Source organism: Pradoshia eiseniae (genome assembly GCF_002946355.1).
GTDB classification, from domain to species: Bacteria; Bacillota; Bacilli; order Bacillales; family Pradoshiaceae; genus Pradoshia; species Pradoshia eiseniae.
Window position 1 is genome coordinate 140,163 of sequence record NZ_PKOZ01000007.1, and the last position, 21,602, is coordinate 161,764.

Annotated in this window: 23 protein-coding genes and 1 other annotated feature; of the genes, 9 read left to right on the forward strand and 14 right to left on the reverse strand. The window is 43.1% G+C overall.

The annotated features are described in order from the left end of the window. Positions 1–68: 68 nt before the first annotated feature. Together dhaQ and dhaS are read right to left on the reverse strand one after the other, a co-directional pair. The gene (dhaQ, locus tag CYL18_RS12875; protein WP_104849922.1) at positions 69–1,067 is read right to left on the reverse strand and encodes a DhaKLM operon coactivator DhaQ; all 999 of its coding nucleotides are present in this window, start codon (positions 1,065–1,067) and stop codon (positions 69–71) included. 12 nt (positions 1,068–1,079) lie between these two features. Continuing rightward, the gene (gene dhaS, locus CYL18_RS12880) at positions 1,080–1,628 is read right to left on the reverse strand and encodes a dihydroxyacetone kinase transcriptional activator DhaS (RefSeq protein ID WP_104849923.1); all 549 of its coding nucleotides are present in this window, start codon (positions 1,626–1,628) and stop codon (positions 1,080–1,082) included. A 180-nt stretch (positions 1,629–1,808) separates the two neighbouring features. On the opposite strand from dhaS, the gene dhaK reads away from it, so the two are divergent. From dhaK to CYL18_RS12910, 6 genes are all read left to right on the forward strand, one after another. After that, entirely contained in the window at positions 1,809–3,563 is a 1,755-nt protein-coding gene (gene dhaK, locus CYL18_RS12885) for a dihydroxyacetone kinase subunit DhaK (protein ID WP_104849924.1), read from the forward strand. Positions 3,564–3,652: 89 nt separating this feature from the next. Beyond that, positions 3,653–4,315: a class I SAM-dependent methyltransferase gene (locus CYL18_RS12890; RefSeq protein ID WP_146102846.1), complete on the forward strand. Its 663-nt coding sequence runs from the start codon at positions 3,653–3,655 to the stop codon at positions 4,313–4,315. Between the two features lie 20 nt (positions 4,316–4,335). Further along, positions 4,336–4,800: a GNAT family N-acetyltransferase gene (locus CYL18_RS12895; RefSeq protein ID WP_104849926.1), complete on the forward strand. Its 465-nt coding sequence runs from the start codon at positions 4,336–4,338 to the stop codon at positions 4,798–4,800. A 136-nt stretch (positions 4,801–4,936) separates the two neighbouring features. Further along, positions 4,937–5,182 (forward strand) — a binding site (T-box leader). 84 nt (positions 5,183–5,266) lie between these two features. Then, positions 5,267–6,481: a tyrosine--tRNA ligase gene (gene tyrS, locus CYL18_RS12900; protein ID WP_104849927.1), complete on the forward strand. Its 1,215-nt coding sequence runs from the start codon at positions 5,267–5,269 to the stop codon at positions 6,479–6,481. A 145-nt stretch (positions 6,482–6,626) separates the two neighbouring features. After that, a complete protein-coding gene (locus CYL18_RS12905) occupies positions 6,627–7,121 on the forward strand; it encodes a glutathione peroxidase (RefSeq protein WP_104849928.1) in 495 nt (164 codons plus the stop codon). A gap of 5 nt (positions 7,122–7,126) precedes the next feature. After that, positions 7,127–7,564 (forward strand): MarR family winged helix-turn-helix transcriptional regulator, encoded by a 438-nt coding sequence (locus tag CYL18_RS12910; RefSeq protein ID WP_104849929.1) that lies wholly within the window; start codon positions 7,127–7,129, stop codon positions 7,562–7,564. Positions 7,565–7,605: 41 nt separating this feature from the next. Here the strand turns inward: CYL18_RS12910 and CYL18_RS12915 are convergent, their stop codons facing one another. Further along, positions 7,606–7,923 (reverse strand): DNA-binding protein, encoded by a 318-nt coding sequence (locus tag CYL18_RS12915; RefSeq protein ID WP_104849930.1) that lies wholly within the window; start codon positions 7,921–7,923, stop codon positions 7,606–7,608. Between the two features lie 72 nt (positions 7,924–7,995). Continuing rightward, complete coding sequence (locus CYL18_RS12920; RefSeq protein WP_104849931.1) at positions 7,996–9,186, reverse strand: M20 metallopeptidase family protein; 1,191 nt, start codon at positions 9,184–9,186, stop codon at positions 7,996–7,998. 238 nt (positions 9,187–9,424) lie between these two features. On the opposite strand from CYL18_RS12920, the gene CYL18_RS12925 reads away from it, so the two are divergent. After that, entirely contained in the window at positions 9,425–11,227 is a 1,803-nt protein-coding gene (locus CYL18_RS12925; RefSeq protein ID WP_104849954.1) for a carboxypeptidase regulatory-like domain-containing protein, read from the forward strand. 66 nt (positions 11,228–11,293) lie between these two features. Here CYL18_RS12925 and CYL18_RS19285 read toward each other — a convergent pair whose 3' ends face one another. The 3 genes from CYL18_RS19285 to CYL18_RS12935 all read right to left on the reverse strand — a co-directional run bounded on the left by CYL18_RS19285 (position 11,294) and on the right by CYL18_RS12935 (position 12,892). Beyond that, entirely contained in the window at positions 11,294–11,446 is a 153-nt protein-coding gene (locus CYL18_RS19285) for a hypothetical protein (RefSeq protein WP_161497139.1), read from the reverse strand. Positions 11,447–11,557: 111 nt separating this feature from the next. Further along, positions 11,558–12,172, reverse strand: coding sequence for an FMN-binding negative transcriptional regulator (locus CYL18_RS12930; protein ID WP_104849932.1), 615 nt, complete (start codon positions 12,170–12,172; stop codon positions 11,558–11,560). A 360-nt stretch (positions 12,173–12,532) separates the two neighbouring features. Beyond that, positions 12,533–12,892 carry a winged helix-turn-helix transcriptional regulator gene (locus CYL18_RS12935; RefSeq protein WP_104849933.1) on the reverse strand — a complete coding sequence of 120 codons (360 nt, stop codon included), beginning with the start codon at positions 12,890–12,892 and terminating at the stop codon, positions 12,533–12,535. 144 nt (positions 12,893–13,036) lie between these two features. Between CYL18_RS12935 and CYL18_RS12940 the strand changes: the two genes are divergently transcribed. Together CYL18_RS12940 and CYL18_RS12945 are read left to right on the forward strand one after the other, a co-directional pair. Further along, a complete protein-coding gene (locus CYL18_RS12940) occupies positions 13,037–14,095 on the forward strand; it encodes an LLM class flavin-dependent oxidoreductase (protein ID WP_104849934.1) in 1,059 nt (352 codons plus the stop codon). A gap of 12 nt (positions 14,096–14,107) precedes the next feature. Continuing rightward, positions 14,108–14,674: an NADPH-dependent FMN reductase gene (locus tag CYL18_RS12945; RefSeq protein WP_104849935.1), complete on the forward strand. Its 567-nt coding sequence runs from the start codon at positions 14,108–14,110 to the stop codon at positions 14,672–14,674. 73 nt (positions 14,675–14,747) lie between these two features. On the opposite strand, the gene CYL18_RS12950 is transcribed toward CYL18_RS12945, so the two are convergent. The 7 genes from CYL18_RS12950 to CYL18_RS12980 form a co-directional block, all read right to left on the reverse strand. After that, entirely contained in the window at positions 14,748–15,218 is a 471-nt protein-coding gene (locus CYL18_RS12950) for a GNAT family N-acetyltransferase (RefSeq protein ID WP_201741281.1), read from the reverse strand. A 24-nt stretch (positions 15,219–15,242) separates the two neighbouring features. Further along, complete coding sequence (locus CYL18_RS12955) at positions 15,243–16,091, reverse strand: alpha/beta fold hydrolase (RefSeq protein WP_104849936.1); 849 nt, start codon at positions 16,089–16,091, stop codon at positions 15,243–15,245. Positions 16,092–16,097: 6 nt separating this feature from the next. Continuing rightward, a complete protein-coding gene (locus CYL18_RS12960; protein WP_104849937.1) occupies positions 16,098–16,493 on the reverse strand; it encodes a hypothetical protein in 396 nt (131 codons plus the stop codon). A gap of 21 nt (positions 16,494–16,514) precedes the next feature. Further along, entirely contained in the window at positions 16,515–16,694 is a 180-nt protein-coding gene (locus tag CYL18_RS12965) for a hypothetical protein (protein ID WP_104849938.1), read from the reverse strand. A gap of 449 nt (positions 16,695–17,143) precedes the next feature. Next, positions 17,144–18,676, reverse strand: coding sequence for a glycine betaine uptake BCCT transporter (locus tag CYL18_RS12970; protein ID WP_104849939.1), 1,533 nt, complete (start codon positions 18,674–18,676; stop codon positions 17,144–17,146). 167 nt (positions 18,677–18,843) lie between these two features. Beyond that, entirely contained in the window at positions 18,844–19,401 is a 558-nt protein-coding gene (locus tag CYL18_RS12975) for a DUF4256 domain-containing protein (protein ID WP_201741282.1), read from the reverse strand. 255 nt (positions 19,402–19,656) lie between these two features. Then, the gene (locus CYL18_RS12980) at positions 19,657–21,285 is read right to left on the reverse strand and encodes a putative polysaccharide biosynthesis protein (RefSeq protein ID WP_104849940.1); all 1,629 of its coding nucleotides are present in this window, start codon (positions 21,283–21,285) and stop codon (positions 19,657–19,659) included. Positions 21,286–21,602: the final 317 nt, after the last annotated feature.

The following is a 21,602-nucleotide window of genomic DNA, read 5'->3' on the forward strand; positions in this document are numbered from 1 at the left end:
TTCTCTTATTTATTTTAGTATACTAATTTCCCGCAAAGAGAGGCCAAATTGAATAGCTTTAAGCTAGCTTACTTCCATCCAGCTGTTTTTACATCCTTTTTCAACCATCTTTCCCACATGGAATCTTCTATTTTCAGCAAGCTCAATGAGATTCCTTTCATATCCAGGGAAGTAAGCTGACTTCCAACCTTTACGAAACGTATGTTCAATCCCTCCAACTCACAGAGACGTCGAATGTCATTGGCAAAGACATATTGTTCCATCAAGGGCACTGCCCCTAACCCATTCACCAGCACGGCAAACGCATCCCCTCTCTTCCATCGATAATGACTCTTGAGCTTATTCATCAGCTCAATCGCCAGCATCTCTGAGGAATGGAAGGTCTCTTTTCGGTATCCCCTCTCTCCATGAATACCGATGCCATAGAATACTTCATCCTCCCCTAGCGTGAACGCCGTTTCCTTACTCGCTGGATTACTTGCCGGTGAAAGAGCGACCCCAAGTGTATGAAGATTGCTGACGACAACTTCCCCCAGCTCCTTCAATTGTTGCAATGTGTACCCATCCATAGCAGCAGCGCCAAGGATTTTATGAACGAGAACCGTACCTGCCACGCCCCTCCTTCTTTTCTCGAAGGAGTTATCATCCTCGACAGATACGTCATCATTGACGATAAGATGGTCGACCTCCCATCCCTCTTCCTTCATCCTCGTCTCTGCCATTAAGAAGCTGTTAATATCCGCCTGAAAATTCTTGATAATAAGGAGAATGCCCTTACTTTTATCAACCTTTCGGATTGCGGCCTCAATTTGTCCAGCCGTTGGCGGCACAAAGATATGACCACATACCGCCATCGATAGCATCCCTTCCCCTACATAACCAAAATGAGCGGGCTCATGGCCGCTGCCCCCGCCACTGATAAGGATGACCTCTTTCAATTCCTCCAGGTCCTTCCGGTAGATAATTTCATTTTCTTGGTCATAGCCAATCCTGTCTTTATGTTCAAAATAAAAGCCTTGCAGCATATCCTTCACAGCTCCAAGCACATCATTAAGTATCTTCTTCATTGCTTCTCCCTCTCATCGCTGTATGAGCATATCCTTCATCATCTTCTTCAACAGTGACAACATGACCGCCTGATCTGTCTCACAATCTCGTTCAATCCAATCCTGTATCATCCCAACAAACCCATGGCTGTAAAAGGAGGCTAGCAGCTCCTTCTCCTCAGCGCCCATAGGCAGCTCTTCTCTCATCTTCGGTTTATTGATTATTTCGAGAGACAAATTCTTCGTATGCTCAAATAAATATTCATTAAAGGAATTCTGTTCTACCACCTTGAACGCATTGCGGTAGAATAGCCGGTTGTGCCTGAAATAGGAAAGCAGCAGTTCGAGAATATTTTCCCATTTTTCATAACCTATAAAGTCGGTAATGTTCTCCCTCGTCTCTTCCTTATAAATCCAGCCTAGCAATTCATATTTATCCTGAAAATGATAATAAAATGTCTGCCTTCGCATTTGGCAGTTCATCATGATATCACTGACTGAAATCTTGTGAAAGGACTCGGTCTCCATCAAATCCTTTAATGACTTGGCAATAATCTTCTTCGTAATAATCGATGCGGTCATAGACTACCATCCCTGCTAGTATAGTCCTTTTATTATACAAAAATATTATAAAACAAACCAATTTTGACAAATGAAGGTTTTTGTCCGTTTACCATAAAACGCTTTCATTCTATGATAGGAAGTATACGGTAATCTAGTAAATCTGTGGATTTAGCATCATGTATTAGGAGGCGGAAATAAATGAAGAAGATTATCAACAAACCTGAGAATCTTGTCACAGAAATGGGCTATGGACTTGTTTTGGCACATCCAGAACTGGAGTTTCTCAAAAAGGATAAAATCATTAAGAAGAAAGCCATCAATGAAAATAAGGTCAGCCTCATTAGCGGCGGGGGCAGCGGGCATGAACCAGCCCATGCTGGCTTTGTCGGCAAGGGCATGCTTGATGCAGCCATTTGCGGAGATGTCTTTGCTTCACCTTCCCAAATCCAGGTATACCAAGGAATTAAGGCAGCAGCCGGCCAAAAAGGCGTACTGATGATCATCAAGAATTACAGTGGTGACATGATGAATTTCAAAAACGGAGCAGCCTTGGCTGAAGAGGATGGCATCCAGGTGGAGTACGTCAAAGTGGCGGATGATATGGCTGTAGAGGATAGCCTCTATTCTGTTGGCCGTCGCGGTGTGGCTGGTACCGTTCTCGTTCATAAGATTGCCGGTGCGGCGGCAGAGGAAGGCAGAGACCTTATGCAAGTGAAGGAAGTTGCCGAGAAAGCTGCCGAAAATGTACGAAGCATCGGGGTTGCCCTTACATCCTGCACGGTCCCCGCGAAAGGAACCCCTACCTTCAGACTCGGTGAAGATGAAATAGAATATGGTGTCGGTATCCACGGCGAACCTGGAATCAAAAGAGATAAGATGATCTCAGCAGATGCCTTGGCTGAAAGAATGACCAATGACCTTTTGCGCGATTTAGGGATTGACGGAGACACAGATGAGCTTGCCATTCTCGTCAACGGATTTGGTGCAACTCCTCTGCAGGAGCTATACTTGCTCAACCATTCTGTCATTCGGGAATTGCATAAGCGCAATATCCAAGTGTACCGCACCTTTGTCGGCAACTATATGACAAGCATTGATATGGCAGGCGCATCGCTTACATTCATGAAACTGGATGATGAACTGAAGAGCTTGCTATCTAGCGAGTGTTCTGCCCCAGCCTTTAAAGTGGATGGTCCTGTTGAACCTGTTGTTTACGTAGAAGACAATGATTCTTCTGATGAAACACTGGTATCTTTTGAGGCAATGACAAGTGAGGAACACGCGAAAATAAAGGCTGATGCGCTAAATCTTGATAATATGATTTACCTCATCGACAAAATGAGTGAGGTAATCATCAAAAACGAGGTACCATTCTGTGAGCTGGACTCACACGCTGGTGATGGTGACTTCGGCATGAGTGTTGCCAAAGGCTTCAAGCAGCTTAAGCGCGAATGGAACACTATCCTTAACCAAGAGGATTTAACCATCGGATCCTTCTTAGATGCATGCTCCATCATCATTATGGAATATTGCGGCGGCGCATCTGGCCCAATCTGGGGTTCAGCCTTCCGCGCGGCAGGCAAAGCGGCAGCTGGCAAGGAGCAATTAACAGTAGCGGAATTTGCCAATATGCTGCAGGCTGCCTTGAAGGGCATTCAGGCCACCGGGGAGCGCTCCTTTGGAAGAGGTGCAGTCGTTGGCGATAAAACTCTTGTCGATGCATTCGCTCCATGTGTCGATTCATGGATGGATTGTGCTGCAGCAAAAGAAGACTTCAAGACTGCTTTTGAAAAAGGTGCCGAGGCCGCAGTGAAAGGTGCCGAGGATACGAAGGATATTGTCGCCCGCATGGGACGCGCTGGCACGGTTGGAGACCGCAGCATCGGCCATCCCGATGCAGGTGCTCACGCCCTTGGGGTCATCTTCACGGAGCTGGCACGCAATTTACGATAAATAAATGGAGAAAGACCGCTTATATTTGGCGGTCTTTTTACTTGATATCTCAATCACCGCCGGGAAAGGAACCCTTAGAAGCAGGAAACATGGCATATAAAAGAGAATCTATTAAATGGATTTTAACAATTTCTACAAGGAGAGATACCATGTTCCAGCAATGGCTAGGCAATCAGCTAAAACATCCTAAAGGCCCTCTTTCTAAATGGGTAGGAAAGTATATGCAAAAAGGCAATGATGAGATTAATCTCTGGACTATAGATTTATTGGACCCAGGCGTTGATGAGGCGCTTTTAGAAGTTGGCATCGGGAATGGTGCTACTTTAAATCGAATTGCCTCAAGCAAAAAAGTCAGGAAGATATATGGAATAGATTTGTCAGAGGACATGATCAAGGAAGCAGTAAAGCTAAATAAAAAATTTATTGAGGATGGGATTATGGAATTACAGCAAGGAAACGTCCTGTTCTTGCCTTATAAAGAATCCACCTTTGATACGGTCTTCTCCGTCCATACTATTTACTTTTGGACTGACATTGATCGAGGCCTTTCAGAAATTCATAGAGTATTAAAATCAGGCGGAAAACTCTTTTTATCTATCACTGATAAATCCCAAATGGAACAGATGGAAAGAACGAAAGACTTCCATTTAATCCATATAGAAGAGATTGAAAAACGGTTATCCAATCATTTGTTTCAACCAATCGAACTCCATCAAAAAGGGATGCATTGGTGCATAGAAGCTACTAAGTAATAAAGAAAAGAGGCGCTAAAATGAATGAATGGCTGATTAGAAAGGCCGGACTGAATGATGTTAATGCCCTGACTGAGTTAAGGATTGAACTACTTACCGCAGGAGGCGATGTAAATAGTCAAAATCATTCTAAGGTTTTTCAGGCAAACCAGCATTATTTCAAGAAGAAATTAGCTAATGGCGGTTTTTCTGCCTGGATAGCTGAGGTTCAGGGCAAAATGGCAGCCATGAGCGGTCTTGTCTTTTTCGAGAGACCTCCTCAAGGAGAAAATATCAGTGGATTAGAAGCCTACATAATGAATATGTATACCCTCCCAGAATATAGAGGACACGGTATTGCTCGGTCCTTATTAGAAAAATGTATTTCAGATTGCCGTATGCTAGGTGTAGGACGTATTTGGCTGCATTCAACACAAGATGGCTATCATCTATATAAGAAAATGGGTTTTAAGGACAAGGATTCAGAGATGGAGTTATTCTTATAAAAAGACCACAATAGCAGCTCTCCAATATCTCTTCGTAAAATACAGAAAATTCAATTGACTTTTCCTCCCCACTGCGGTTTAATTATTGTTAATATCTGCATAACGAAGATTTGTTATTACATATCGGAGTATAAGAGTAAAAGCGTTGAAGAGAACGAGTAACTCTAAAAGGAACTTACAGAAAGCAGCCGGTTGCTGAGAGGCGCAAGGAAAAGTTAGAGTGAATACATCTCGGAGCTGCGTACCGAACGAACAGTAGGCTACGCCGGGGAAAGCATCCGTCATCATGGCAAGGGTATCGCATTTTGGCCGTACCTATGGAGAAGAGTTGTGTGAGCAGCTCTTGAATAAAGGTGGTAACGCGTTTAGACACGCCCTTTAGGCTTTTTAGCCTAGAGGGCGTTTTTATTTTACTCTTATAGAGCTTGCTATATTAATTCAATTAATATTACAAGGAGATGTTCGTATGTTTTTAAAACCTGAGGAACAACTGGAAATCATCCAAAAAGGCGCAGAGACCATTGTCGACACAGCAGAGCTGCTCGCCAAGCTTGAGAAATCTTATAAGGAGCAGAAACCGCTGGTCATCAAGCTCGGCCTTGATCCCTCTGCTCCAGACATTCATCTGGGGCACGCCGTCGTGCTCCGTAAAATCAAGCAAATGCAGGATTTAGGCCATCATGCCATTATCCTCATTGGCGATTTCACCGGCCGAATTGGTGACCCGACCGGGAAGGCAAAGGGCCGTGTCGCTCTCAGTGATGAAGTTGTGAAGGAGAATGCGGAAACATATTGCGAGCAAATTTTTAAGGTGCTTGATGAAAAGATGACAAGCGTGCAATTTAACAGTAAATGGCTGTCTAAACTGACCTTTGAAGAAGTGATTAAATTAGCCGCGACGACATCTGTTGCCCGCATTTTGGAAAGGGATGATTTTCAAAATCGCTACCAAAACCAAGTACCTATCGGCATCCATGAATTTTTCTACCCGCTCATGCAGGCGTACGATTCCGTTGAATTGAACGCCGATATTGAACTTGGCGGCACAGACCAGACATTTAATATCCTCATGGGACGGACATTGCAAAAACATTTCGGCCAGGAAAAACAAATCGCCATCTTCATGCCGCTTTTAGAAGGATTAGACGGCAAGGAGAAAATGAGCAAGAGCCTGGGAAATTACATCGGGGTCAACGAAGCACCAGAAGTAATGTTCAAGAAGATCATGGAGGTCCCGGATGAACTCATTATCAAATACTTCGAATTAGCGACTGATGAGCTTCCGAAACAAATTGAGGCCATAAAGCTCCGCTTGGCGGAAGGCGAAAATCCTCGTGACATTAAAGTCGAACTTGCTGAAATTATCACTACCCTCTACCATGGCGAGCAAGAAATGAGGAACGCGAAGCAATACTTCGAAACCGTCTTTCGCAAGAAACAGCTGCCAGACCAGGTTCCAAGCATTCAGCTGACAGATACCCAGGAATCCATAAGCCATATTATCCCGCTCCTGATTAAGCATGAGCTGGTCAAAAGCAAGAGCGAATTCATCCGCTTGGTTAAACAAAACGGCGTCTCCCTTAATGGTGAAAAGCTGACAACTGAGTGCCTGGATGATTCAATTAATAATGGCGATGTTATCCAGATCGGAAAGAAGAGGTTCGCGAAGCTAGTCAGATAAGTCATATACAAGAGGCAAAAAAACACACAGTTTTCTGCCTCTTCTTTTGAATAGAAATGAAACAATCAAACCGTTTTATTCGCTTGTAACAACCAAATTTTGTATAATTAAATCGTACACGATATAATTTAATAGGAGGATTTGCATGAAAACAGTCTATGATTTCCAAGTGAAGAAAACAGACGGATCGATGCAGCCACTGGATTTGTATGCAGGAAAACCACTTTTAATTGTTAACACTGCCAGCAAATGCGGCTTGGCTCCCCAATTCAAAGGGCTGCAAGAATTGTATGAGAAATATCATGAAGACGGTTTTGAGGTCCTCGGATTTCCATGTGATCAGTTTAATAATCAAGAATACGACAATATTGAGGAGACCACACAGTTTTGCCAACTGAACTATGGGGTCAGCTTTCCCATGTTCGCGAAAATCAAGGTCAATGGAGATGAAGCGGACCCCCTCTTCCGTTACCTAACCCAGCAGCAAAAAGGCCTGCTCGGAAAGCAAATTAAATGGAATTTCACGAAATTCCTTATTAATGAAAAAGGTGAGGTTATCGAACGCTATGCTCCGACTACTGAGCCACAAAAGATTGAAGAAGATATTCGCAGCATCCTCGAGAAAACAAAAACCAGGTGAATGACATGAAAGATTTTTCAACATTACAGAAACAATTATGCTTCTCTCTTTATGAGGTCTCCGGGGAATTCACGAAACTGTATTCCAAAGCCTTAAAGGAATTTGACCTAACCTACCCCCAATACTTAGTGCTGCTGAGCTTATGGGAAAAGGATCACGTCACGATGAAGGACCTTGGTGAACAGCTGAACCTTGGTACAGGCACGTTGACTCCGATGATTTCACGGATGGAAGCGAGCGGATGGCTAAGAAGAGAGCGCTCGAGCTTAGACGAGCGCAAAGTGTTCATCTCCCTGGAGAGAAAAGCGAAGGACCAAAAACCGCTAATCTCCTCAAAGATTGAGACTATGATTGGCCATTGCCAAATTGATTTTGCGGAATATGAGATGCTTATGCAGCAGCTGGCCCAATTAAAGAAAAAGCTTGTGAAACAAACCTCTTGATGAAAAAAGGAGGCTGATAATATAGTCAGCCTCCCTTTCTTTTATTCAGCACCTGTCACTTTTTCCTCCGGCAATACTTTCACGATAATAGTATCTTTCACAATAAAGGCGACTTCACCTGCGCATTCCTCATCGAAGGTGTCATAGATTCTCCCTGCGCTCTGTGTGCCTTTGGCAACCGTCTGATAATTATTGGCGACATAGCCTACCTTGCCAATGGTCTCAAGCTCAGCTTGGATGGCTTCATCATCCTGCTTGTTATCATGATCTTTTCTGAGGATAATCCTTTGTCCGACTTTAAAAATCTCCGGACCAAAATAGTGGCCTACCCCGACGATGGAGATATATTTTTCAGCCATCTCACTCTCTCCCATCACTTTCTTTTGTCACTTTCTCTACTATATATATACGTTTTTCACTTATAAATTGTTTCAGGAACCTTGATTGGATTTCAGCCACATTGTCGCAGAATGGGCATGCATGGCTGCGCCCGTTGGCAAGATAGCCTCATTGAATTCTACCTGAGGATGATGCATCGGATATCCATAATGAGAATCTTCTTCCTTTGTACCTGCTCCCAATAAAAAATAGACACTTGGGACCTTATATCCATATGAAGCAAAATCCTCAGAGCCCATTCCCCCGCCTTCAAAGGAAATAACGGCTTTTTCACCGACGACCTCCTTCACATAGGAGGACAATTGATCAGCAAGTGCATCATCATTTTTCAATGGTGGAACAGCGGCTACCACTTCAATCGCAGCTTCCCCTCTGAACATCTTTGCGGTTGTCGTAACAATATCCTCTAGTCTTTTATAAATAAAGTCCCCAAGCTCCACGTCCAGGAAGCGAATCGTTCCCTCTAATACCGCCTGATCCGGTATCACATTATGTGTGCTGCCAGCCTGAAATTTGCCAACTGTAATGACGACAGATTGAGTCGCGGCTATCTCTCTTGCCATAATTTCATGCGTTGCGAGATAAATATGGGAAGCAATATTGATAGGATCCACACCTGTTTCTGGCATCGCTCCGTGACACCCTACCCCCTTTACGGTAATCCGGAAAATGGTGCAGCCTGCAATGCTTGTCCCATGGCCGTAGAGCACTGTATTGGTAGGTGTTCCCGAATGAACGTGCAAGGCCATGGCTGCATCCACCTTTGGATTTTCAAGCACACCTGATTGAATCATTCGTTTGGCTCCTTTGAACCCTTCTTCATTTGGCTGGAAAATAATCTTTACCGTTCCTTCAAGCTCATTTTCGTTCTCTTTTAACAGCTTTGCGGCCCCTAACAGCATGGCCGTATGGACATCATGGCCGCATGCATGCATCCTTCCATTTGTAGCTTTAAAGGAATAATCCGTCTCCTCGGTAATCGGGAGAGCATCCATGTCCGCGCGCAGTAAAAATGTCTTTCCTCCATCCTTTTTACCTGCTAAAGCAACAATTCCGCTATCACATATCTCCTGTGGGTCATAGCCAAATTCTCGTAACCGGTCCATCACGTATTTTGTCGTTTGCGGGAGATGATCACCAACCTCTGGATTTTGGTGAATATCCCTCCTGTATTTGATTATCTCTTCTTTCATGGCTTGTGCCTGCTCTAAATAATGATTCATATATACCTCCCAGTTGTTTTTGCTCCTTCTCATAATTTTTACTTCACAGCGTTAGTTTATCCATCATTCGGTTGCGAACTTTGTCATATACGCCAATTACTGTTTGCTGTTAAGAACAAGGACTTTCAATCCTAACTGAGTCTTTCTTACTCACATTTTCAGCCAACGATTAATATTTTGCTTGCTTCCTAATTCGTTTGTTCTCATCCTAAGCTCTCTTTTTGCACCTTCTTCATGTATGATTCACCATCCAGCATGTCAGATTGCTCATTTTACTTCAGTTTCCACTTTTTACATTATATGGAACAAGACTTTCTACCGCTCCTATGAACTTACGCATGCCACAGGCGAATATACAGTAAGAGCTGAAGCATACGGTTATCAATCACGTTCACAAACCGTGAATGTTGAGGATGAAGGTACGGCAATAGCCAACTTTACCCTCGAAGAGACACCACAAGGAACCGTCAGCGGCGTGGTTACTAATAGCAGCACGGGTGAACCAGTCGAAGGTGCCACCATCTATGTAGTTGAAGATGCTGCCATCACTCCGGTTACCACGAATGAGGACGGAGAATATACACTAACGGCTTATGAAGGAACCTATACACTGAAAATTACTGCTCCTTCCTATTACAGCACGCAAACAACCGTCACGATTGAAGAAGGAGAACCAGCAACAGTGAACATTGACTTGCGCCCATTCATCGGATATGCCGGAGAAATCGGCTATGATGATGGTACAGCGGAAAATGCAAGAGCCTTCTATGATGCCGGAAACGGCTGGGCTGTGAAGATGTCCTTGAAAGAAGGGGAAGAACAAGCCATGGTAACAGGCGCCCTCCTCCGTTTCTGGGATACCACTTGGCCAGTTCCTGGAGGCACCGCATTTGATGTATCCGTTTATGATGCAAGCGGTACAGATGGCGCCCCTGGCAACAAACTTGCCGGTCCATTCAGCCATACAGCGCTTCGTGACGGCACTTGGACACATGTTGACCTTACAGAGCATGGTATCATGGTTGAGGGTGACTTCTACATCCTGTACACGCAAACCTCGCCAAATCCAAACACTCCAGGACTTGGCACAGATGAAGATGGACCAAATGCAGGCCGAAGCTGGCAATATGTAGGCGGTGCCTGGTCCAAAGCGCCTGAAGCAGAAGGAAACTATATGATCCGCGCTACAGTCAATTATGAACTGCAAGTACCGGTGATTACCTCTCCTGCTGATGGTTCTTATACAAACAAGGATAAAGTCACAGTCGAAGGTACCTCCTCCCCTGATACAACTATTGAGCTGTATAACAATGGCGAAGAGGCTACTGAAACTGAAACGAATGCGAGCGGAGTTTTCAGCGCAGAAGTAGAGCTTGAGGATGGGGCGAATGAACTGACAGCCAAAGCAACAACGGATGTTGGTTCAACCGATGAATCGGAGCCAGTTACCGTCATTCTCGATCAGGCAAAACCTGAGCTTGAGATCACTTCACCTGAAAATGGCTCAAAATATAATAAAGAAACCGTCACCGTGACAGGTACAGTTGCCGACGAGAATCTTGACTGGGTCAAGGTTAATGGCCAAACAGCCACAGTGAAGGATGGAACCTTCAGCAAGCGTATCATCCTTGATGAAGGCAGCAACCAAATCACGGTTCAAGCGAAAGACAAGGCAGGCAACAGCATTAAGAAAACCGTCACAATTGATGTGAAATACACGGCTCCAACATTTGAGAACTTGATGCCTAATGAGGATAAAGAGCTTGAAAGCGGAGAATCAGTTAAAGTGGAATTTGATAGTGAAGAAGGACTTGACGCTACTTTCTCTATCCTCCTTCCGCTTACGAATACAAGACAATCTGCCAATGCCATCGAATTGCCAATGCGCGAAACATCTCCAGGCCATTACGTCGGCTACTACACAGCCACGAAGAATGTAACGGCAAATGGAGCGGCTGTTCAAGTAACGGCAACCGATGATTATGGCAATAAAACTGTCGAACGTGCTGAAGGTCTCCTTTACATCAACGCGGCGAAATAACGAAAAGAGGAGCGGGCGCCAGCGCCCGCTCCTTTGCTTTTTCATGAAGATATCATCATGAAAAAACTAATAAAATATCGTATAGGCTACTATGCCAAAATAAATAATCAATCCAATAACCGCAGAAGTGATAGCAATCACTAAAAACCCATAGAAAAAGCCATGGACAGCAGCCCCGATATCCAAGAAGAAATTTTTCACGCCTTCTAGTACTCTCAAATTCCCCTCATCCCTTTTTCTTCCACTATAACACACGAACATCCATTTATCGGAAATAAAAAAATAGAGCTGAACATATCAGCTCTTGATACTTTGCTTCTGTCTATTTGATTAAGACTCCAGCTTTTTATCCATCTCTTTAGCGATTTGCTCTGACTTCGGATTGCTCTTCTCAAAGCGAAGCTGTTCAATAATATTTCTAAAATCCTTTTCGTTTCGGTTTTGACTTAATTTATAGGCTGCTTGAATTTCGTTTACCTTTATCTTAAACCCGACAATTCCCTTAAGCTCCTTTTCAAGAAGCTCCGATGGAAGGGTTTCCCATAATACTGGGTGCTCCCGGTTTTCTTCATATTTTTTAAGCATAAGGGTAAGATCCTCGATTAATTCCTTCTTCTCGATGATCGTTGCCTGCCCATACACATGCACGGCTTGGTAATTCCATGTCGGCACTTCCTCCTGTTCATACCAGGAAGAAGAGATATAGGCATCTGGCCCTTGAAAGATGGCGAGTACCTCTGTTTCGAAAGTTCTCCACTGACGATTACCGTAAGCAAGATGCCCTGTAAGATAATAATCCTCGCCCTGCTTCTTTATTTCCAATGGCAAGTGCGTCGCGATCGGTCTTCCCTTTTCTGTCGTGACAAGTGTTGCAAAGGAATTTGCTTCAATAAAGGCATGAATCTCGTCTAGATCAGTAACGTTAAACATTTTCGGTACATACATCCTAAACCACCACCTAATCAATTTATAAACGCTCGTTCACCATAATATAATTAGTTTGTTGTTCATCTCCCATGATAAAGGATTGAGACCCTGTGAAAGCCCCCTTTTCGTAATAGCAGGCATGATTGTGGGCATGTCGTGGGGCCAAATTCAGTAAATACTTAGCCGAGCTTTTGAATCATAAATGCACAACCAGCTCAATTTTAAGCATATTCCACCAACCAAACAGGACAGCCGGTTCTTTAAATTCCTTATCGGAAGGAATAGATGTTTTCCTCCATTATTGAAATGGATAGTCACGGAAAAACGGCATCAACCCGGTTGGATTCATGCCTTTCCTCTTACCTATATCTCTTCGATTTAGAATGAAACTGACTTTACTTCTCTCTGTGCCTTTTGCTGCTTATGTTGTGTATGCTTCATTCCCCACTCATGCATGTCCGCCAAGATGGGTTCAATCGTTTTCCCATATTCTGTGATAGAATATTCTACTTTTGGAGGAACCTGCGGATAAACAACACGTTTAATGATATCTTCATCCTCTAGTTCACGGAGTTGCTTTGTGAGCATTTTTTGGGTAATACCCGGGAGATTCCTCTGCAATTCACTAAATCGTTGGGTTCCCTCTTTCATTAAGTTCAATAGAATAATTGGCTTCCATTTCCCGACAAGTATTCCAAGAGCATCTTCTACCTTGCATAACTTAGGCTCAATCTCCATGAAGACTGTCATCTCCCTTAGTATCATTTTGGATAGTATAACACTTTAAAGTGCGTACTTCCATTATTCTAATCTGCCCTTCATACTGAATATATTAGAAGATTTAGATTAAAATCTGAAAATCTAAAAGAAGGTGAGATTTGAATGAAACAATACAGAATAGATCCGTCTAAAGGATTAGAGTTTGGCATTTATACATTGGGCGATCATCTTCCTAATCCGCTAACAGGCGAAAGGATTTCTGCTCAAGAACGTGTACAAGAAATCATTGAATATGCGAAGCTAGCCGATGAAGCCGGAATTGACTTTTTCAGTGTCGGAGAAAGCCACCAGGAATATTTTGCATCACAGGCTCATTCGGTTATTCTCGGTGCCATTGCGCAGGCGACAAAAAATATTAAAATTGCCAGTTCTTCGACCATTATCAGCACCTCTGACCCTGTACGGGTATATGAAGATTTCGCAACAATCGATTTAATATCCAACGGTCGAGCAGAAATTGTTGCTGGTCGCGCCTCCAGGGTAGGATTATTCGATTTATTGGGTTACGATATCCGGGATTATGAGGAATTATTTGAGGAGAAATTCGAGCTTCTTCTTCAAATCAATAAAGAAGAAATGGTTAACTGGAGTGGGAACTACCGTGCTCCACTAAGACATGCACAAGTCCTCCCGCGACCGAAGGATGGAAAAATACCGATTTGGCGCGCTGTTGGCGGTACACCAGCGAGTGCCATTAAAGCTGGGTATGCAGGTGTACCGATGTTCATGGCTCATTTAGGAGGACCCGCATCCATATTCAAGAATACTATTGATGCCTACCGCGAGGCAGCAAGAAGCAATGGATTCAATCCGGACGAACTGCCGGTGGCGACGGCTGGTTTCTTCTATGCAGCAGAATCATCCCAGCAAGCCTTAAGAGAATTATATCCACATATTAACGAAGGAATGAAGAAAACAAATGGCAGAGGGTTTGCGAAGCAGTTATTTGCCCAAGGAGCTGATCCGCACAATATCATGAATATTGGCAGCCCAGAAGAAATTATCGAGAAAATTCTCTATCAGCATGAAGTATTTGGACATCAACGCTATATTGCCCAAATTGACTTCGGGGGAATGCCATTCGATCAGATTAAGAAAAACCTTGACTTGATTGGCACTAAAATTTTGCCAGCCATCCGGAAGTATACAGCGCAGAAGTAAGGAGGAATCAAAATGAAGGCAGTTGCATTATCCGGTTCTCGAATCGGTTCAAAAACACTGACAGCATTAAATACAGCAATAGACCTCTTAAAGAAACAATATCCTGATGTCGATGTAACATTAATTGACCTAGCAAAATACGACATACAGTTCAGCGACGGCCGGAATTACCTAGATTATGAAGGTGACACAGGCTTTGTTACCAAAACGATAATGGAGGCAGATGTACTCATTATTGGCACGCCAATCTTCCAGGCGTCATTACCTGCCACACTCAAAAACATTTTTGACTTGCTGCCAGTTCAAGCTTTTCGGGACAAGGTAGTCAGCATGATTGTGACTGCTGGCTCACCAAAGCATTATCTTGTTGCAGAGCAGCAGCTAAAACCAATCCTCGCTTATATGAAAGCGGAAATAGTACAGACATATGTATTCATTGAAGAGAAAGACTTTCATCGAAAGGAAATAACCAATGATGATGTATTATTTCGGATAGAACGATTAGTGGAAGATACGATTGTCCTGTCAAAAACCTTCGCAAAGATTCGTGAGGAACAAGAAGCTCAATATGATTTTTGACGAATTTCCTGCAGTTTTATGAGAAAGGGATGCCCTGTATGATTATTGACAGAGCATCCCTTTCTTTAACCTATTACAATTGTAGCTTCAATCGAATTTCCCTGTATGTTCTGCCACCAGACTCATACCCAAACACTTCCTGCCTCTCGAAACCATATTTCTCATACAAGGTAATGGCGACAGTATTGTCTACTTCCGCACTCGTATAGAGCGGCAGGCGGCCATGTTTACAGGTGAAAAAATCGACGAATGCCTTCAAAGCCGCATTCCCAATCCCTTTGTTCTGGTATTTCTCATCAACCATGAAGCGGCTCATGGACCAGCCATTTAATTCATAATCAAAATCATATAAAATAAATCCGACCATCTTCCCTCCCTCATAGATACCTATTGGATAGAAATCCGGCTCATAAGCTGCTTGGACGAGGGAATCTATATTGGGCGCGACAAAGTTCTTCTGCTCCTCAGCTACTTTTAATTCCAGACACTCATTGTAATTGGTTCGGTCAATTGGCTTAAATTCAATCATCTTGCTATCCCCCATCTGGTTAGTTCCTCCATTTGTTATCTAAAAATACGCTAGTGAACTGAAATCTTCTATCATACTCGCAAATTTCTCCTTCTCCTCTAAATAGGGAACATGATTGCTCTCCTCAAACACAAACAGCCTTGCATTTCTGATGCCTTCATATATTTCCTCTGAAAATACAAAGGGACACTGGGCATCATACCTTCCGCCATATACAATGGTTGGTGTGGAAATAAGTCCGAGATTCTCTTCAATATCAAAATTCGGCAATTCCTTAAAGGAATAATAATCTAGCCTCTTCCACACAACCCTGCCGCTAGAAGGCTTGTTAAAATACTCATCCCTTTTTGACGGATGATAAAGCGACATATCGGTCCATTCTTGGTTTGCCGCCCTTTTCTCCTCAAAGGTGGCATCCGGCGAATCCAATATCGCAAAGATCTCTTTCAATCTTCTATTAAGCGGGTTTTTGGGGCAATACATGCTAGCTTCATGTTCCATGTACCTCCTTGAAGCAGCCGCTCCTCCTATCATTAGCTTGGAAATAGAATCCTGGAACAAAATGGCGTAAACCAAACCCAGCATACCGCCAGTAGAATGACCGGCAAATCCCCACTGCTCCAAACCAAGCGCAATCCTGATAGCCTCTAAATCCATTGCCGTCTCTGTCATACTTAATTCGGCTGCAGTATCCGCTTTGCATGAATTGCCCGCTTCCTTTAAATTGACCAAATACACAGTGAAATTCTCCGTAAAGGCATCTGCAAAATAATAGCCTCGCTCATTAAATTCACTGTATAAGTGTGTGACACAAAGAGCCTCCCCGCTCCCGCTTATAAAGATTTCGAAGCAGCCCCTCGAAGTCTCAATTAATCTCTGTTTCCACATAGAATACTACTCTCCTTCAGCAATGCTAAAGCCCATAATGTGATCTGTATAAAGAGCATAGGAATCAATTTCGATGATCTTGTCAGGTGCGGCAAACGGAATGATTTTCACATTTCTAAGCAGAATCATTCCACTTAGATTGGTCACATTCCCCTCATTAATAATGGGGAATAAGGAATCCTCTGCTTCCCAAACAGACCGTTCCAATAAGGTCAGATCATCCGCATCTGGTTCGTTCATATGTAATTTATCTGCGATAATCAAGCAGTGAGAGGTCGTTATTTGAATCTTCTTATCTCCCTCTTTCTGCAGCTCATCCAAGCATGCCTGAGACAACATCAACATCAATTTTTTCATATCATGAATCTTGCTCAATTCATGGCCTTTAAGCGTAAATCTCAATTCTCAATCCCCCTAAATTTGCTATTTTTCTTTGACCTCAGAATTCCTTTCATTTTGAAGATATATTTTCTTAAGAGTCGTATGGATATTGGTCAGGCTCAGAAGGATGAATCCCAGCATGACAAAGGTGACAATCTCTCCGGTTATAAAAGCTAAAACACCTAATAATATGGCATATAATATGTAGAGTGCATTGCTCATTTTATTGCAGCCCCCCTCTCCTGCCCCTTAATCATGTTTAATAACATCATACTCAATCGAAAAATAGCGGGATTCTAGCAGATTTCCGTTTCAGTTTCCTTCTCGAATAAGGGTTTCTGCTAATATAGATATCTCCTATCGAAAATAGAGGTTATCATGAATGTTCATGATAAAGTGAGTATCTATGGCTTAAACACCTATATATCACCTACAAGCTCATATTCAAACCTTTCATACTGACATTCGACAAAGAATGACGATATTCCTTTTAAACTGGTATTTCTTATCATTAGAAAATCATATCAAGAACAACGAAGACGAATATTGAAATGAAGACATACAAGTTCCTCCTTTTGCCCTGTTACCATAGGAGGATAAAGCAATTGATCCGCACGAAAGCTTTTATTATGATGACAGCCCTTTGAGAAGAACAAAAATAAGGAGCGGCATTAAGCCCGCTCCTCTATCTTTTTCTCCTTCGGTCTCTTCGGTTTAAAGTATAAGCCCAGGTCTTTTTTCTCCTGCGCCAACGATCGATAGAGTGATAACATCATCAGCAGGAGAATGATTGAAAATGGCAAAGCTGCTACTATCAATGAATTCTGCAAGGCCTGCAGCCCGCCGCTATACAAAAGAATCAACGCGATGGCAGATTGAGCAATCCCCCATACGACTTTAACAGAATTTGGCGGCGTAAGAGATCCATAGGTCGATTGCATGCCCAGCACAAAGGTCGCTGAATCGGCTGATGTAATGAAAAATGTCGAAACAAGGGTAATGACCACTATCGATAGAATGGTTGACCATGGGAACTCCCCTAGTATCGCGAACAAGACCTCTTCTGTTGCGATGCTTGACAAATCAATATTTCCTGCCTTCTGTACCTCAATCGCTGAAGTACCAAAAACAGAAAACCATAAAAAGCTGACAAGAGATGGCATCAATAAGACACCAATCATAAATTCACGGATAGTCCGGCCTCTTGATACACGCGCGATGAATATCCCGACAAAAGGGGACCACGAGATCCACCATGCCCAATAAAAGATGGTCCAATTATTAATCCATGTACGATGTTCTCCATTCAAAGGGGCAATCCGAAAACTCATTTGGACAATGTTTTGGATATATCCTCCGAGTGAGTCCGTGAACATATTCATAATGAGCACGGCAGGGCCAAGAATGAACATTAAAACAAAGAGTATGATAGCCAAAATCATATTTGTATTGCTCAAATATTTGATGCCCTTCCCTAGTCCGGACCAGGCAGAAAGGATAAACAATACAGTCACGACTGCAACAATAATAGATTGGACAGTAAAGTTATTCGGAATATCAAACAAATAAGATAATCCGCCATTAATTTGTGCAGCCCCAAACCCTAATGTAGTCGCAACCCCAATGACAGTTGCAAAGACGGCTAATACATCAACCAGCGTTCCTAAAGGTCCATTCATGCTCTTTCCCAGGATTGGCTTTAGAGTAGAAGAAATTAAACCCGGCTCATTTTTTCGGAACTGAAAATAGGCCAGAGCAAGCGCTACTAATGCATAAATCCCCCACCCATGTAAGCCCCAATGGAAGAAGGTATATCGCAATGCTTCTTTTTGTGCCTCCGGTGTTCCACCCTCTGCCAAAGGAGGAGTCATAAAATGAGATAGGGGCTCAGCTGCTCCCCAAAACACAAGACCAATTCCCATACCGGCACTGAACAACATCGCAAACCAGGAAGCGTTTGAAAACTCCGGCTTCTCATCAGCCTTACCAAGCTTAATGGTGCCAACTGGGCTAAAAATAAGAAATACGCAAAACATAACTATAATCGTCACTAAAAGAAGATAATACCAGCCAAAGGAACTGGTCAGAAATGCTTGTAAATTTGCCGTAGCTTCCTCAAAGCTAGCCGGTGCTGCAACACCAAACACCACGGCTGCCAGTACAAGAGCAACAGTAATCCAAAATACGTTTGATACGTTCTTCATCAAATGTTCCTTTCTGTCAATTACATAAAGTCTTTCTCTCAGTAGCTTGCTAACTAGAAAAAGCGATAAATAACATTACCCTTATTTGGTAAATAGTAAACTTTTTAGCATTTTACGTCCTTTTGAGCATAAAAAAAAGACCCTGATGTACTATCAGAGCCAATCTTTCATACCTTTAATAGGCCTCTAAATCCTCTGGCAGCATAATAAGAATCTGCCCCATTATGATACATAAAGACAGTATCATAGCGCCGGTCACAGAAAATGGCCCCGCCGCGTTGACGAATGAACGGCGGCGTCTTCACCCAGCTCGATGTTTTCAAATCGAACTCCCCAAGCCTCTGCAGCTGGCGATACTGTCCTTCTGTAAGAATTTCAATCCCCATGTCAGCAGCCATATCCATGGCACTTGTTTCAGGTTTATTTTTCTTTCTCGCATTTAACGCTTCGCGATCATAGCATACACTTCTCCGGCCTTTAGGGCTCTCTGCTGAACAATCACAAAAGATATATTCTCCTGCCTGCTGATCATTTGCAATGATATCCGGTTCTCCGCCGCTTTCTTCCATCCTGTACAGGGACCAAAGCTTGTCCGAATTTGCTTCAAGCTTCTCTCGGACGACCGTCCATTCGGCCCCTTCATGCCGGTGCATGTTTTTCTTGAAACGTTCTTCTAAGATGGCTAGCAGGTCTTGAGATTGTATTATTGATAGCTTATTACTCATGTAAATCCTCCCCTTCATTCATTAAAGGACACCTCAATGAGCTATGAATCCGTACTCACTCCGCCTTAACCATTATGATTTCAATTATGCAACCAAATCTTCCGTAACCCTATCCTCTGCTTTTACAGCATCTCGGCAAAGGATCCTGAACTAATTCGGCAAAAAATACTTTCTTAAAGTATATTGAATACCCGTATTTACAGAATAATTATAACCCTTTTCTTAATTGGGATAAATACCCAACAAAGTATCTTATTATCTGCTTTGCTTTCTATACAGCCGGAATTTCTCGATTACCCCATCTATCTTTCCATCAAAAACTTTATTCAGGAGACCTGTTCGATAGGCTAAATAACCATACAGGCCCGCTCCTATTCCCGCACATATGATCACAGTTAGAATCGAACCGAAACGTTTTTCCGGGTTGATGGCTATACCTAATAAATTTTCTAGTGCCAGCACAGCCACATACATAATGCAAGATAAAATCAATATGCCCACACCGCGCTTCACCAAAAGGTGATAACGATATCCAGTAAAATAACGGATAAAATACAAATTAAGAAAGCATGTAACCAAATAGCCGAAAGCCGTTGCATAAACTGCTCCCCTTGTCTCAAACAGCTGAATAAGCGGAATATTGAAGGTAAGCTTGCATAAAAAGCCGGTCAGTAAGCTCAGTACCGTGTACTTTTGATAGTTCGTACCTTGCAGAACGGCTGCTGTCACCGAAAATAAAGCGAAAAGAATGGCGACTGGCGCGTATGCTGCCAGTACCTCAGTGCCTAATTCACTGAAACCGTAAAAGGCCGTGTAGAGCGGGCTCGCCAACACGCTCATGCCCATCACAGCAGGAATTATGATGAAGAACAGCCCCTGAAAGGATTGAGTTAAATGCCTCTGGAACAAGCTTGAGTCTCTCTTCATGTACGCACTCGTTATGACTGGAATTAAAGCAATGGATAAAGAAGTCGCTAATGTGTTAGGAATCAAGACCAGCTTCTGAGTGGTAAAGATCAAGATTCCAACTGCGGATTGAATGGCTTCTTTTCCTTGTCCGATGGAAGCCATTGCTCTTGTAAAGGTGAGGTTATCAACCAGCTGGTACATCGACATAGATATCCCAACCATGACGAAGGGAAATGAACTTACGAGTATTTCCTTGAACAATGGAAGTGTTTTAATTTGAAAGGTTCCCCGGTCTCTTCTCAATCGTTCTGCCCTAATACCCTGATCTTTCTTCCAATACCTCCATAGCACAAAGGAGCCTCCTGCAGCACCAACCGCTGCAGCAAAGGTCGCCACACTTACAGCCGTCACAATACTCCCACCCAATACCTTAATGACAACATAAGCCCCAGCCAAGAGGAAGCCAATTCGGACAAGCTGCTCTATAACCTGTGATATAGCCGTAGGTTTCATGTCAGAATGACCTTGAAAGTAACCTCTAAAGACACTCATGCAAGGGATGATGATGAGCGCAAAGCTGACCGCCCTCATGACTGTCGTTATATCCTCTGCGGCAAATCCCCTTCCGCCATAGCTGCTGATGCTAGCAAGGAATGGGGCTAAGCTGTACATCGCTAGAAAGGAAAGGATTCCAGTGATAAGCATTAATTTCACGCTGGCACGAAATAATTGCTGACTAACCCTATATTCCTCTAAGTAATTATATTTCGAGATGCTTTTAGACAGGGCCAGCGGGATTCCTGCTGTCGAAATGCTGATAAAAATCGAATAAGGGACATATGAATAGGAATACAAGCCTGCCCCCTCTGCCCCAAGCAGCATATTAAACGGAATCACATACAAAACCCCAAGAACCTTTGAAAGCACTGAACCAACTGTCAAAATAAAAGCTCCCTGCATGAGCCTGCTTGACATATCCCCCAACTCTTTTCCTGCAAACAATTATGAATATTAATACAATACCATAATTTAGGCAGATAAGGCCTTATAAATAAAAAAACCACTCGCTGTGGAGTGGTTTACTAATATATTCCCAAGATCTATTTGCACGCTCTGATGGGTTCCTCTTCATCACTTCAGCGGGCTGGCCTTAAAGCAGCTTCCTTTCGAACAACCTATAAAAAAAGAAGATAGCTAAACATTTCTTAGCTATCTTGGATTGTCCACACTAAACTGGACAAAAATTATAAGGTCTGCTGTTTAAATTCTACAGGTGTTAGATAGCCCAGTGT